Source organism: Streptomyces sp. NPDC038135, from assembly GCF_055601245.1.
Map to the genome: position 1 here is coordinate 30,409 of NZ_JBVJXS010000005.1, position 13,936 is coordinate 44,344.

Genomic DNA, 13,936 nt, shown 5'->3' on the forward strand with positions numbered 1-13,936 from the left:
ATCGAGAAAGTAGCAGGTAGTTTCCTGACAGGAAAGTAGACTCCGCGCACACGTCCACAGCACAGGAAGACGGAAGGGGAGGCCCGTGAAACCTTTGCTACTCGAGGAAGTGTCGAAGCGCTTCGGAACCCGACAGGCGCTGGATTCGCTCACGTTGACCGTGCGGCCCGGGGAGATATCCGGCTTCGTCGGCGGCAACGGAGCAGGCAAGACCACTGCCATGCGCATCGGCGTCGGGGTGCTCGCTCCGGACCGCGGACAGGTGCTCTGGGGCGGGGCGCCGGTCGGGAGACTGGGGTCGGCACGGTTCGGCTACATGCCCGAGGAGCGCGGGCTGTACCCCAAGATGACCGTAGCCCGGCAGCTGATCTACTTCGGCGAGCTCCACGGGCTGTCCCACGCCGACGCCCTTGAGGCGATGGTCCGCTGGACGGAGCGGCTGCGGATCACCGAGCACCGCGACAAGCGGGTGAACACCCTCAGCCTGGGCAACCAGCAGCGCGTCCAGCTGGCCGCCGCCCTGGTCCACGATCCCGAAGTGCTCGTCCTCGACGAGCCGTTCTCAGGACTCGACCCGCTCGCCGTCGACGACATGAGCGACGTCCTCCGCGAGAAGGCGGCACAGGGTGTGCCCGTGCTCTTCTCCAGCCACCAGCTGGACCTGGTCGAGCAGCTCTGCGACCGGGTCTCGATCGTGCGCGCCGGACGCCGCGTGGCCTGCGGGACCCTCGACGAGCTGCGGCCCGCAGAGGCGAGCGGCCAGGTGTACGTGGAGGTCGAGGGCGCCGGCGAGGACTGGCCCGCGGGCTGCGCCGCGGTCGCCGGCTTCCGGGCGCACCAGCAGGGGGTCCTGGTCGATCTCGCCGGGGGCCGCACCGAGAACGACCTGCTGGTGGAGGCCGTGCGGCACGGCACCGTGAGGCAGATGCGGCGCCATGTGCCCGGCCTCGCCGAACTCTTCCGCGACCTGGTCGAACCGGTCCGGGATGCGCCGCCCGCGGGCTCCGCGGCCACCGGTGCGCCGACCCCGGCGAAGACCCGTACCTCCGACCTGGACGAGGTGTCCGCGTGAAGCGCTCCGGCTCCGAGCAGCACTCGTTGAACCCGACCCGGGTCCGCCTGGTCTACGTCCGGGAACTGCGGGCGCGGATGTGCACCAGGGGCTATCTGGTCAGCCTGGTCCTGCTCTCCCTGGTCACGTTCGGTCTGGTGATCGGCTTCGACTTCATGGGGCGCAGCACCTCCGCCACCGTGACCGTCTGCGGCACTCCGGCCGCGTCGCTCGGCACCGCGCCGCCCGGAGTGCGGGTGACGTCGTGCGACGGCATGCCGGGGGCGCGCAGGCTGGTCGAGAGCAAGGACGCGGACGCGGCGGTGGTCGTCGCCGGAGGCCACGCGTCCCTCCTGACCCGCGCCGACTCCAGCGATCAGGCGCGGGCGGGCGCCGACGCGCTGGCCAGGGCCTGGGCGGGCCAACAGGCCCTGCTGCGGCAGGACGTGGACCTGGGGCGGCTGGCACGGGACACCGCGGCCGCCGAGCCCACCACCGTGACGGTCGGGAAGTCCGTGGGCTCGCTCCAACTGGGCGCCGCGGCGAGCCTGATCATCGTGTTGTTCATGCAGATCGTCAATCAGGGGTCGGTGATCGCGCAGGGCGTGGTCGAGGAGAAGTCCACCCGGGTGGTGGAGGTGCTGCTCGCCACGCTCACTCCGCTGGAACTGCTCGTGGGCAAGGTCTCCGGGATCGTCACGGCCGGCATGCTGCAGGTGGCCACGATGCTGGGCGCGGTGGCCGGGGCGCAGTCGGTGATGTCCGGGGAGACCACCGCGATGCCGGGGTTGCGGGCCCTGGCGGTGACGGTGCTCTGGTTCCTCCTGACCTTCGCCATGTTCGCCTCGCTGTACGCGGCGGCCGGGTCACTGGTGTCCAGGCCCGAGGACCTGCAGGGCGTGCTGACGCCGGTGATGCTGCTCGCCCTGGCGCCGGTCGGCGCGGCGACGGCGGCCGCCGCCCACCTCTCCGCGCCCTGGGTCTCGGTCGTGCAGTACATACCGCCCTTCTCCGGCCTGCTCATGCCGCTCAAGGCATCGGTGGGCACGGCGACCGTGCAGGAGCAGCTCGCCTCCGCCGCCGTCCTGCTGGTGGTCACGGCCTGCTGCATGCTTCTCGCCGGGAGGATCTACCGCAACTCGGTGCTGCGGGTGGGTGCGCCGGTGCGGTGGCGCCAGGCGCTGGCGGCCTGAGCCGCGCTTTCCCTCGATCGGCAGGGGACACGGGCCCCGCGGCCAACCGGCGGCCCGGCCCCTGCCCGGCTCCACGGGCGGACCGGGGCGGCGGACCCATGCGACACGGGCGGACCCATGCGACACGGGCGGACCCATACGGCGCGGGCGGACCCTGCGACGCGGACGGACCCATACGCCGCAGGCGGACCCTGCGACGCGGACGGACCCATACGCCGCAGGCGAGCCACACGGCGCAGGCGGCGCCACGGGGCCGCGTGTCACGCCGGCGCGTCCCACACCGCCGCGCCCCACGCCGCCGCGCCCCACACCGCCGCGCAGCGCGCCCGACCCGCCCCGCCCTCGTCGCCACGTTGGATGAGAGATCAGCGCGAGCAGCCATTGGACCCCGCGCTCGACGACACCCCCGACGGTCCGGCCGAAGCTCCAGTCGGCCGCGGCCGGCGCCGGCATGCCCCGTACTTCGTGAGGCTCCGTCGGCCGGGTGCGGACTTCCCGGAACCTCAGGCGCGGGGGGCGGGCCCGCTGCGCAGGAGGGCGAGTTCCCGGTTGATCTCCACGAGGAACCGGGAGACCACGGCCAGCTCCTCGCCGCTGAAGCGCTGCCGCGCGGCCTCGGTGCCGCGGGCCAGGGGCTGGAAGAAGTCCCGGGCGACGCCTCTGGCCGCCTCCGCGTAGTGCAGGTGGACGACGCGGCGGTCGTCGGCCGCGCGGATGCGCCGGATGTGCCCCGCCCGCTCCAGGCGGTCCAGACAGGCGGTCATGGCGCCGGAGGTCAGATCGAGCAGCCCGCGCAGCCGCCCGGGCGTCATGGGCCCCTCCTCCGGATCGGCGTCCAGGATCGCGACGAGTGCCTGGACGTCGGTGAGGTGGAGACCCTGCGTCTGGGCGAACTCGTGGGCGATGCGGTTGAACTCGCCGTTGAGCCGTCGTAGAAGGACCGCGAAGTACTGCAACCCCGTGGGGTCGTCCGCCGGAAGAGACGGCGAGGCGTGTTCGGTCCCGTGCATCGCCCCAGTATATGGTTACTCAATCATTGAGATACTTCACGGCTGAGTTATTCGGTCGCACAGAAATTCGAGGAGACGCATGAGAGCGACACCCGGCCGGACCCGTTGGCTCGTGCCGCTCGTGCTGCTGTTCGTCTGGCTCGGCGTGGGCGGAACGCTCGGGCCCTACGCCGGGAAGCTGGGCGAGGTCGCGACCAACGACCAGTCCGCCTTTCTCCCGCAGAGCGCGGAGTCGACCAAGGTGCTCAAGGCCCGCGAGGCGTTCGACGAGGCGGAGACCCTGCCCGCGATCGTCGTCTGGACGGCGGACGGCAAGCCCATCGCGGACGACCGGCGCGCCACCGCCACCCGGGCCGTCGGCGCACTCGCCGGGCGGACCGGAATCGTCGGCGCGCCCTCGCCCGCGCTGCCGTCCGAGGACGGCAAGGCGCTGCAGGCCGTCGTCCAGCTGCGGCCGGACCTCGGCGACCGGCTGCCCGACGTGCTGGACACCGTGCGCGAGGCCGCGAGGAGCGTGCCGGGCACGACCGCGGAGATCGCGGGCCCGGCGGCGAGCCAGGCCGACCTGGGGGACGCGTTCGCCGGCATCGACGGGCTGCTGCTGGGCGTGGCGCTGGGCGCCGTGCTGGTGATCCTGCTCCTGGTCTACCGGAGCGTCCTGTTGCCCTTCGTGATCATCCTCGGGGCGGTGTTCGCCCTCGGCCTGGCCTGCGCGGTCGTCTACGTGCTGGCCGACCACGACGTGGTCCGGGTGGACGGTCAGGTGCAGGGCATCCTGTCCATCCTCGTGATCGGCGCCGCCACCGACTACGCGCTGCTGCTGGCCGCGCGGTTCCGCGAGGAACTGGCGACGGGCCAGGACCGTGCCGCGGCCGCGCTGGCGGCGGTGCGCAGGTCGTTCGGCGCGATCACCGCAAGCGCCGCCACCGTGGCCCTCGCGCTGCTGGCGCTGCTGGCCAGCGACCTCACCAACAACCGCGCGCTCGGGCCGGTCGGCGCCATCGGCATCGTCTGCGCCGTGCTCTCCGCGCTCACCTTCCTGCCGGCCGTGCTGGCGCTGCTGGGGCGCACCGCCTACTGGCCGTCCCGGCCGCGGGAGTCGGACGCCTCCATGGAGGGGCACGGCGTGTGGCACCGTGTCGCCGGCAAGGTGGGCGCCCGTCCGCGCGCGGTCTGGGCGGTGACGGCGATCGGTCTGGCCGCGCTCGCGGCCTTCGCCCCCTCGCTGTCCGCGAAGGGTGTGCCGCTCGACGAGATCTTCGTGAACGACGCCCCCTCGGTCGCCGCCCAGAAGACCCTCGGCGAGCACTTCCCCGGCGGCTCCGGCAACCCGGCCGTCATCATCGCCGACGCCGGCCGGGCCGCTCAGGTGACCGCCGCGGCGAAGGGCACCGAGGGCGTGGCGTCGGCCGCCGCCGTCTCGGCGTCCGGGCGGCCCGGCGGCGGAGCGCCGAAGGTCGTGGACGGGCGGGTCCGCATCGACGCCACCCTGGAGGCCGCGGCGGACAGCGACGCCGCCAAGCGGACGATCGAGCGGCTGCGCACGCGGGTGCACGCGGTGCCCGGGGCCGACGCGCTGGTCGGCGGCTACACGGCCCAGCAGTACGACACCCAGCAGACCTCCGCCCGGGACCGCACCGTCATCGTGCCGGTCGTCCTCGGGATCATCCTGCTGATCCTCGTGCTGCTGCTGCGCTCCCTGCTCGTGCCGGTGCTGCTGGTGGCGACGGTGGCGCTCAACTTCCTGGCCACGCTCGGCGTTTCCTCGCTCGTGTTCAAGCACGTGTTCGGGTTCGGCGGGGCGGACGCGTCGGTGCCGCTGTACGGGTTCGTCTTCCTGGTGGCGCTGGGCGTCGACTACAACATCTTCCTGATGTCCCGGGTGCGGGAGGAGGCGCTCGTGCACGGCAACCGGCAGGGTGTGCTGCGCGGTCTGACCACGACCGGAGGGGTGATCACCTCGGCCGGCGTGGTGCTGGCCGCGACGTTCGCCGCGCTGACGGTGATCCCGCTGGCCTTCCTGGTGCAGATCGCCTTCATCGTGGCCTTCGGCGTGCTGCTGGACACCCTGGTGGTCCGCTCGCTGCTGGTCCCGGCCCTGGTGCTCGACATCGGCCCGCGGGCCTGGTGGCCCAGTGTCCTGCCGCCCGACGGCGTCGCGCCCGTGCCCGGCGCGCGCGAGGCCGGCGGGGTGGAGGGCGCCGGGGTCTGAGGATGCGCGCACCGGTGACCTGGACGAACCTGGGCGAGTGAGACAACCGGGTGACGTGAGGGGTGACCATCGTTGATGTCCGCGCAGAAGAGCGGCAGCGAGGACGACGACGTCCGGCACGCGTTCGGCGACGCCGTCAACATGACGGCCGGCGAACTCGAGAAGTGGCTGGAGACCGACGAGTCGAAGAGCGTGGGGCAGAGTGACGGCGGCGAGAGCGTCGGACACGAGTCCGGGCGGCGCATCGTCACCCTGCTGCGCACCAAGAAGGCGGATCTCGGCGAGGACGACATCGCCCACATGCGCAAGGTGGTCGGCTACGTCAGGCGCCACGTCGAGCAGCGCCCCGACGGCGACGTCACCGACACCAGATGGCGCTACTCGCTCATGAACTGGGGCCACGATCCGAAGAAGTGACCGGCCGGCGGCCGGGGGACCATCTGGGAGCTGGTGCTGGACGGCGCCGGCACGGTACAGGCGTGCACACCGCGGGCGCTGGAGCTGCTGGGCGGCGCGGACACGGCCCCGAGCGGGCTCGACCTGCCCTCGCTCGTGACGGATCCCGCGGTGTGGGACCGCCTGGCCGGTGCCGCCGCCGGCCGGGACGCCTGCGCCCGGGTGACGCTGCGCCGCCCCGGCGGCGGCCGGCTGGACGTCGACGCGCAGGTGGCGTCGCTCACCGGAGACACCGGGGCGCGCTTCCTCGTACGGCTGCTGGCCGCGGAGGAGTCGGCACGCGAGGACGCGTGGGGGATGCGGGTGGCGCTGTCCGGCGACGGTCTCGCCGCCGCCGACCCGCGCGCGCAGCAGCGGCTGGACCTGTCGCACGGGGCGGCGGTGCGCATCGGCGCCCCCCCCCGTCGCGTGTGGGGTGGCCGTGCACGACGGCCTGATCGCGGCCTTACCCACCCTGTGAGCCGTGCCCCGGACACCGGGGGGCGCGGCCTACAGGTCGTCCGGGGCGCCCAGGCCGGTCAGGGCTCCCACCGGGTCCGGGTCGGGAGTGCCGCGGGGCCACCAGTCGTCCTGGCCCGGCTCCGACTCGTAGGCGTACCACAGGCCGTCGCGGCCCAGCCGGAGCTGGACGTGGCCGCGCGGGTGGGTGAGGTGGTTGCGCCAGGGCCGGAACGCCGGGAGGTCGGCGGCGAGCAGCAGCGGGCGGGCCCGGTCGAAGCGGCCGGCCGGCGGGTCCCAGGGGTCCTCCAGGACGGCCAGCCCCTCCTCGCCGCCCTGCCGCCAGGCGGCGACCGCGCGGGCCAGGTCGGCCGGGGTGCGGCCGACGGCCGCGGCCAGCGTGGCGTACAGGGCGCGGGTGGCGGCGGTCAGGCCGGAGCCCGGCCGGGCCGCGGCGAGCCGTACGGCGTCCTGCCAGAGCGTGAGTTCGGCGACCGGGTCGCGTCCGGTGGTGAGCAGCGCGTGCGCGCGGGCGGCGGCGTCGGTGGCGAGCTGGTCCAGCGCGAGGGGGTCCGGGCCGCCGGGCGCGGCCGGGTACACCGGCGGCTGCTCGGGGTGCGGCGGCACGGGCAGCGGGCGGGGCGGCGCGGGCAGCCGGCGCGGGGCGAGGGCCTCGGTCGCGCGGACGCCGGGCAGGGACCGCGGCGCCCCCTCCTGAGCGGCGCGGGCCGCCCGGGCGGCGCTGCGGCGGGACAGCGCGTCCAGCAGCTCGCGTTCGCCTCGGCCGCGCAGCAGGAGCAGCACGAAGGGGTCGGCGTCGAGCAGGCGTGCCGTCTGGTAGCAGAGGGCGGCCGCGTGCTTGCACGGGTGGCCGGAGTCGGGGCAGCTGCAGCGCGGGGCGAGATCGCCGGGGCCGGGCAGCAGGGGCACACCGCAGTCGGCGAGCGACTCGGGCAGCTCCTTGTCGAGCAGCGCCGCGATGTGGCCCGGCCGGTCCGCGGCCGTGTCCAGGAACCGCTCCCAGTCGCCGTCGTCCAGGGTCCGCAGGCGCACCTGCACCCGGTACGGCCGCGGGCGGCTCCCGCGCACGTACGCCAGCACCGAGCCCGGGGTCACCGTGATCGCGTCCACGTTGCCCGCGTCCGCGTAACCCCGGCCCCGGACCAGCCTCTTGACGTCCAGCGCACCCCGCTCCAGCGCCTCCACCCAGGCGTTCCCCCACCAGGTCCCGGCGAACGCCGAGCCCTCCGCCGAAACCGCCCGGGCCGCGAACGCCGGGAAGGTGCGCCGGAGTTCGGAGTCCCGGTGCGGCGTCGCCATGCTGCCGGGCACCTGCGGGGACGCGGCCGGACGGTCGCCCGTGCGGCTTGGGGCGCCGACGCCGCCGGGCTTGTGCTTGGCCCCTGAGATTTCCGGGGCCCGGGGCGTATCGGGCGTATTCGGACCCTCAGGCGTCTCCGAGACGTCCGAGCCGTCCGGGTCGTCCGGACCGTCGGTCCATGAGGGCATGCGGAAGGCGCTGTTCAGGAACTGCCGCATGTCCCGCACGGCTTGCACCCGTGCGGCCCCGGGCTGCCCGGAGCCGCCGGGCGACGGGGACGGGCCGGCGGCACGGCGCGCGGACGCGCTCCGCCCGCGCCGCGCGCCGCCTTCCGCCGCCCGCGCCGCCTCCCGCCGAGCGGCACGCAACGCCTCCCGCGCGACATCACCCGGACGCCCTGCGGAGGACGGGGCCGCGTGAGAGGAGGGCGCGTCGGCGGACGGGGCCGCGTCGGAGGACGAGGCTGCGTCGGAAGACGAGGGCGGCTCCGAGGACGTGTCGGCATCGGTGGGCAGAGGCGCGTCGGTTGACGAGGCATCCTCGGTCGGCGGGATCGGATCTGCGGACGGGGCCGGGTCAGAGGACGGAGCCGCATCGGCAGGCCGGGCAGCCTCGGACGACGACCCCGGCAAGGACGAAGCCTCCGTCACCGGCCCTGCCGGGCCGGCGGGCGGCGGGACTTCGGCGGCCCGAATCCCGTCCTCGGGCTCCGCTACGGCAGGCGTCCGGAGCGCACCGGAGGACGCCGCGCCTCCGGACGGCCGGCCTTCAGCGGCCGGCGGCACGGCAGACCACCGGGCGTCGGCACGGGCCGAGTCGGCGGACGACCCCGCCTCCGACCCCGAGCGCGGGTCGTCGGACGACCGGCCCGAGGAGGACGAAACCCCAGCCGCCGACCCCGACCGACCAGCGGACGGCCGACCCTCGGCGGCCGGCGGCACGGCAGACCACCGGGCATCGGCACGGCCCGACTCGGCGGACGACCCCGCCTCCGACCCCGAGCGCGGGTCGTCGGACGACCGGCCCGAGGAGGACGAAACCCCAGCCGCCGACCCCGCCCGACCAGCGGACGGCCGACCCTCGGCGGCCGGCGACAGGGCGGACCACCGGGCATCGGCCAGGGCCGAATCGACGAACGAGGCGGCCTCCGACGCCGGGAGCGGGGCGTCGGACGACCGGCCCGAGGAGGACGAAGCCCCGGTCGCCGGTCCCGGCCGGGCTTCGGCGGCGGGCCGCTGGGTGTCCGCGGGGGCCGGGGCGGATGTCGCGGCTCGCAGGGCCGCTCTCGCGATGTCGGCGGGGCGGGGCTCGGCGGTGCCGGCGGGTTCCGCGCCGGACTCGGTGCCGGGCTCCGGTGCGGTGGTGGCCGGTGGGTTCTCCGGCTCGGGGGCCGTCCCGTTGCCGGCGGTCCCCGTGCGCCGGCGGGCCGCGCGCAGGGCCTCGCGGGCGGCGTCGCCGGGGCGTGGCTCCCCGGGCGTCATGACGTCCTCCGCAGGGAGACGAGGTCGGAGAGTTCGCGGTCCGTCAGTTCGGTCAGGGCGGCCTCGCCGGAGCCGAGAATGGCGTCGGCCAGGGCTCGTTTGGCGGCGAGCATCTCGGCGATGCGGTCCTCGACGGTGCCCTCGGTGACCAGGCGGTGGACCTGGACGGGCTGGGTCTGGCCGATGCGGTAGGCGCGGTCGGTGGCCTGCTCCTCGACGGCCGGGTTCCACCAGCGGTCGAAGTGCACGACATGGCCCGCGCGGGTGAGGTTCAGGCCCGTGCCGGCCGCCTTCAGCGAGAGCACCAGCACCGGGGTCCCGCCGCTCTGGAAGCGGTCGACCATGCGCTCGCGCTCCGGCACCGGCGTGCCGCCGTGCAGCAGGTCCACCGGGACCGCGCGGGCGGACAGGTGGGCGGTGATGAGCCGCGCCATGCCGACGTACTGGGTGAAGACGAGGGCGGAGCCGTCCTCGGCGAGCACGGTGTCCAGCAGCTCGTCCAGCAGCGCGAGTTTGCCGGAGCGGGCGGCCAGGCGGTCGGCGCGGGCGTCCTCCTTGAGGTACAGCGCGGGGTGGTCGCAGATCTGCTTCAGGGCGCCGAGCAGTTTCAGGACCAGGCCCCGCCGGCCGATGCCCTCCGCGGTCTCGATGGCGAGCATGGACTCGCGCACCACCGCCTCGTACAGCGCGGCCTGCTCACGGGTGAGCGGCACCGGGTGGTCGGTCTCGGTCTTGGGCGGCAGTTCGGGGACGATGCCGGGGTCGGATTTCTTGCGGCGCAGCAGGAAGGGGCGGACCAGCCGGGACAGCCGCTCCACCGCCTCCTGGTCCTCGCCGTTCTCCACCGCGCGGGCGTGCCGGGCGCGGAAGGACTTCAGCGGGCCGAGCAGGCCGGGGGTGGTCCAGTCGAGCAGAGCCCACAGTTCGGAGAGGTTGTTCTCCACCGGGGTGCCGGTGAGGGCCACGCGCGCGGGCGCCGGGATGGTGCGCAGCGCCTTCGCGGTCGCGGAGTACGGGTTCTTCACGTGCTGCGCCTCGTCGGCGACGACCATCCCCCAGGGCTGCTCGGCGAGCTGCCCGGCGGCGGAGCGCATCGTGCCGTACGTGGTGAGGACGAAGCCGCCGGCCAGGCCGTCGAGGGTGCGGTCGGGGCCGTGGAAGCGGCGGACGGGCACGCCGGGCGCGAACCGGGTGATCTCGCGCTGCCAGTTGCCCAGCAGGGACGCGGGGCAGACCACCAGGGTCGGCTCGGTGCGGGCCCGCTTCAGGTGCAGGGCGATCAGCGTGATCGTCTTGCCGAGGCCCATGTCGTCGGCGAGGCAGCCGCCGAGGCCGAGGGAGGTCATCAGATCGAGCCAGGCCAGACCGCGCAGCTGGTAGTCGCGCAGTGTGGCGTCGAGCCCGGCGGGCGGTTCGGCCGGGCGCAGTCCGGCGGTGAGGCGGTCGCGCAGGGCGGCCAGCGCGCCGGTGGGGACGGCCTCGACGCGTGCGCCGTCCACCTCGGCGGTGCCGGTGAGCGCGACGGACAGGGCGTCGACGGGATCGAGCAGGCCCAGTTCGCGTTTGCGGGCCTTGCGGACCAGGGCGGGATCGACCAGCACCCAGCGGTCGCGGAGCCGGACGACCGGCCGGTGGGCCTCGGCGAGCGCGTCCATCTCGGCCTCGCTGAGCGGTTCCCCGCCGAGCGCGAGCTGCCAGCTGAACCGCAGCAGCTCCTCGCTCTCGAAGAACCCGGTGCCGTCGGTCGCCGAGCCGGGCGCCGGGCGCACCACGGCGGCGGCGCTGAGGTCGCGGGCGAGGTCGCGGGGCCAGTGCACGGCCACCCCGGCCGCGCCGAGCCGGGCGGCGGCCACGCCGAGCAGGTCGCCGAGTTCCTCCTCCGACAGGGCGAGGACGTCGGGCACGTCCTGTTCGGTGAGCCGGTGCAGCGGCGGCCACACCCGGGCGGCGCGGCGTACGGCGAGGGCGGCGTCCACCCGGGCGCGCGGGCCGAACGCCGCGTCCGCCTCGCCGGCCCACAGGGCGGCCGCGTCGGTCATCAGGGTGGGGTCGGCGAGGCTGTGCACCTGGACGATCGCGGCGCCGGCGGCGCGGGCTCCTCCGACGGCATCGGCGTCGAAGACGTCGGACGCGGACAGGTCGAGGCGCAGTGAGATCCGTACCCCCGCGTCCATGCCGGCGGCGACCTCCGCGGCCCAGTCGTGGGCGTGCGGGAGGGACTGGGGCTCCCGGGCGGCGAAGGGCCGGCCCGCGGTGTGGGCGGCGGCGGGGGTGCGGGGCAGGGTGTCGGCGACCGCGTCCAGGAAGGACCGGACCAGCGCCTCCGGCTCGGGCAGCCGCAGCGGGCCCGGCTCCGGCAGCGGGACGGCGTGCCCCTCGGGCGGCAGGGCGGCGGCCACCTCGCGCAGGTGGGCGATGTCGTCGGGTTCCAGCGGACCGGCCCGCCAGGCGTCGTGGCCGCCCGGGGTGAGGCCGGGCAGCAGGCGGCCGCGGGCGACGAGGCGCAGGGCGTGCAGCGCGGCGGCGCCCCAGCAGACGGTGGCCGGGTGGGCGGCCGGGTCGCGCCGGGCGCGGACCAGCAGGGGCAGGGCGTCGGCGATCGGCAGGGTGAGCGCGGGCACCTGCCGGCGGCGGGCGCCCGCTCCGTGGCGCCGTACGACGGTCAGCTCCTCGACGGCGGGCGCTCCGGACCCGGCGTCGGTGGGCAGCGGGCCGCCCTCGGGGTCCCAGAAGGCGATCCGGCTCTCGCGCGGGAGGGGCGCGGGCAGGTAGACGGACGCGAGGCGCACCGGTACCGGGTTCCCGGTACGGCCGGGCGCTCCCCCGGATTCCGCGACCGCGGTCGTGCCACCGCTCATACGTTCTGCCACCTCCCGCCCTGGTCCTGGACCGACCGGACGTCCTCGACTCTACGGGCGGGGTCCGACAACCGGGTCCGGCGGCCGGGCGGCCCGGGCGCCGCGGGCCGGGGGGGGCCGCCCGGAACGGCGCTACGGGACCGTGCGGGAGACGACGTACACCATCGGGTAGTTCGGGTCGGCCATGTTCACGAGCACGTCCTGGGTGGGCGCCGGGTTCTTCTGCGGATGGGCCAGTCCGTACCACTGGCCGGGTCCGGAGAAGTTCCAGCCGGAGACCTTCCGGTCCCGGGCGCTGATCGGCTTGAGGTCCTTCTTCAGCTCGTCCCGGCGTACGCCCATGGCGCCCAGGAAGGCGTCCAGGCCGGCGCTGTTGGTGCGGAACTCTATGTAGAGCCGGCTGGTCTTCCAGTTGTTGGTCTCGTAGTACGCGATGTAGTCGGCGGGGTGCGGCACGGCCACCTGGTAGAGGCGGCGCTGCACCTTGGAGGGGAAGCCCGGGGCGAGGCCGGTCGCCGAGTACTTCGCCTCCTTGTCCTTGCCGCTGCTGCGGCTCTGGTTGGCGGAGATCACCAGGTAGCCCGCCGGGACGCCGATGAGCAGCACGATGATCAGCAGGGTCAGCACCCTGCGCTTCGCCTTGTGGCGGGGGTCCTCCACGGCGCGGCGCGGCTCGTCCGGCGGCGCGGCCTGGTGCGGCAGCGATGTGGTCATGCGGTGTCCTGGTCGCGGCGGGCCTGTGCGTACCGCTCGTAGCGCTCGTGGCGTTCCACCCGGCGCCGCTTGGCCCGCCGGAACCGCCGGGCGACCAGCCGGGCGAGGTCGGCGGCGCCCACCATGCCGGCCTCGGGGCCGAGCTGGGCGCGGGTGATGCGGGCCTCGGGGCGGTAGCCGCGGCCCGTGAGGTGGCGTTTGAAGGCGTCCCGGGCGGGGCCGATGAGCAGGTCGTCGGCGGCGCTGACACCGCCGCCGATCACGAAGCAGGACGGATCGAGGGCCGCCGCGAGGTTGGCGATGCCGACGCCGAGCCACTGGCCGATGTCCTGCAGCAGCTCGATGCACATGGCGTCGCCCTCGCGGGCCAGCTCGGTGATCATCGGGCCGGAGATGTCGTCGACGGCGCCCTTGACGTGCTCGATGATCCCATAGGCCACCGGGGAGTCGGCCGCGGCCAGCTCCTTGGCCTCGCGGACGAGCGCGTTGCCGGAGCTGTACTGCTCCCAGCAGCCGCGGTTGCCGCACGGGCACCGGTGGCCGCCGGGCACCACCTGCATGTGGCCGAACTCGCCGGCGACGCCGTACTTGCCGCGCTTGACCTGGCCGTCCTCCAGGATGGCGCCGCCGATGCCGGTGCCGAGGGTGATCATGACCAGGTGGTCCTCGCCGCGTCCGGCGCCGAAGCGCCACTCCGCCCAGGCGGCGGTGTTCGCGTCGTTGTCCACCAGCACCGGAACGGACAGGCGGCTGGCGAGGCGGTCCCGCAGGGGCTCGTTGCGCCAGGACAGGTGGGGGGCGAACAGGACGCGGTTGCGGTCGGCGTCGACCCAGCCGGCGGCGCCGATGCCGACCGCGTGCACGTCGTGCCGGTCGGACAGGTCCAGGACCAGCTCGGCGATGGTGTCCTCGACGACCTTGGGGCTCTTCGACTTGTCCGGGGTCTCCGTGCGGAGCTTCTCCAGGATGTTGCCGTCCGCGTCCACCACGCCCGCCATGACCTTGGTGCCGCCGATGTCGATGCCGACCGTGGGCACGCGCGGCGCGGTCAGGTGCGAGCGGCGTTCCCTTGTCCCGACCGTGCGGAGCACGGGGGCTCGACGGGAGCCGATGGGGGCGGTGAGGTCGCGGTAGGTGCTCATCGTTGCTCGATTCTGCCGCACGCTCGCGCCTGGTGCGGCAAGGGGGAGCGGAGGAGGGCG

9 protein-coding genes are annotated in these 13,936 nt (G+C 75.0%); 4 read left to right on the forward strand and 5 right to left on the reverse strand.

Going from position 1 to position 13,936, the window contains the following annotated elements:
• Positions 1 to 109: 109 nt before the first annotated feature.
• Complete coding sequence (locus tag ACZ7JA_RS15045; RefSeq protein ID WP_470808995.1) at positions 110 to 1,072, forward strand: ABC transporter ATP-binding protein; 963 nt, start codon at positions 110 to 112, stop codon at positions 1,070 to 1,072.
• Positions 1,069 to 2,244 (forward strand): ABC transporter permease, encoded by a 1,176-nt coding sequence (locus ACZ7JA_RS15050; protein ID WP_389302272.1) that lies wholly within the window; start codon positions 1,069 to 1,071, stop codon positions 2,242 to 2,244. The genes ACZ7JA_RS15045 and ACZ7JA_RS15050 overlap by 4 nt, the downstream gene beginning before the upstream one ends.
• A 503-nt stretch (positions 2,245 to 2,747) precedes the next feature.
• Here ACZ7JA_RS15050 and ACZ7JA_RS15055 read toward each other — a convergent pair.
• On the reverse strand, positions 2,748 to 3,254 hold the full coding sequence (locus ACZ7JA_RS15055; RefSeq protein ID WP_470808604.1) for a MarR family winged helix-turn-helix transcriptional regulator: 507 nt from the start codon (positions 3,252 to 3,254) through the stop codon (positions 2,748 to 2,750).
• A gap of 79 nt (positions 3,255 to 3,333) precedes the next feature.
• Here ACZ7JA_RS15055 and ACZ7JA_RS15060 point away from each other — a divergent pair, with 79 nt between their 5' ends.
• Both ACZ7JA_RS15060 and ACZ7JA_RS15065 read left to right on the forward strand, forming a co-directional pair.
• Positions 3,334 to 5,466, forward strand: a complete 2,133-nt coding sequence (locus ACZ7JA_RS15060; protein WP_351665498.1) for an MMPL family transporter — start codon at positions 3,334 to 3,336, stop codon at positions 5,464 to 5,466.
• Between the two features lie 75 nt (positions 5,467 to 5,541).
• The gene (locus tag ACZ7JA_RS15065; RefSeq protein WP_351665500.1) at positions 5,542 to 5,883 is read left to right on the forward strand and encodes a DUF3140 domain-containing protein; all 342 of its coding nucleotides are present in this window, start codon (positions 5,542 to 5,544) and stop codon (positions 5,881 to 5,883) included.
• Between the two features lie 528 nt (positions 5,884 to 6,411).
• Here ACZ7JA_RS15065 and ACZ7JA_RS15070 read toward each other — a convergent pair.
• The 4 genes from ACZ7JA_RS15070 to ACZ7JA_RS15085 form a co-directional block, all read right to left on the reverse strand.
• Positions 6,412 to 8,376, reverse strand: a complete 1,965-nt coding sequence (locus tag ACZ7JA_RS15070; RefSeq protein ID WP_470808996.1) for an SWIM zinc finger family protein — start codon at positions 8,374 to 8,376, stop codon at positions 6,412 to 6,414.
• 782 nt (positions 8,377 to 9,158) lie between these two features.
• On the reverse strand, positions 9,159 to 12,020 hold the full coding sequence (locus tag ACZ7JA_RS15075; RefSeq protein ID WP_404029600.1) for a DEAD/DEAH box helicase: 2,862 nt from the start codon (positions 12,018 to 12,020) through the stop codon (positions 9,159 to 9,161).
• Positions 12,021 to 12,152: 132 nt separating this feature from the next.
• A complete protein-coding gene (locus tag ACZ7JA_RS15080) occupies positions 12,153 to 12,734 on the reverse strand; it encodes a sugar kinase (RefSeq protein WP_351665504.1) in 582 nt (193 codons plus the stop codon).
• Entirely contained in the window at positions 12,731 to 13,876 is a 1,146-nt protein-coding gene (locus tag ACZ7JA_RS15085) for an ROK family glucokinase (RefSeq protein ID WP_351665505.1), read from the reverse strand. Before ACZ7JA_RS15085 ends, ACZ7JA_RS15080 begins: the two co-directional genes overlap by 4 nt.
• Positions 13,877 to 13,936: the final 60 nt, after the last annotated feature.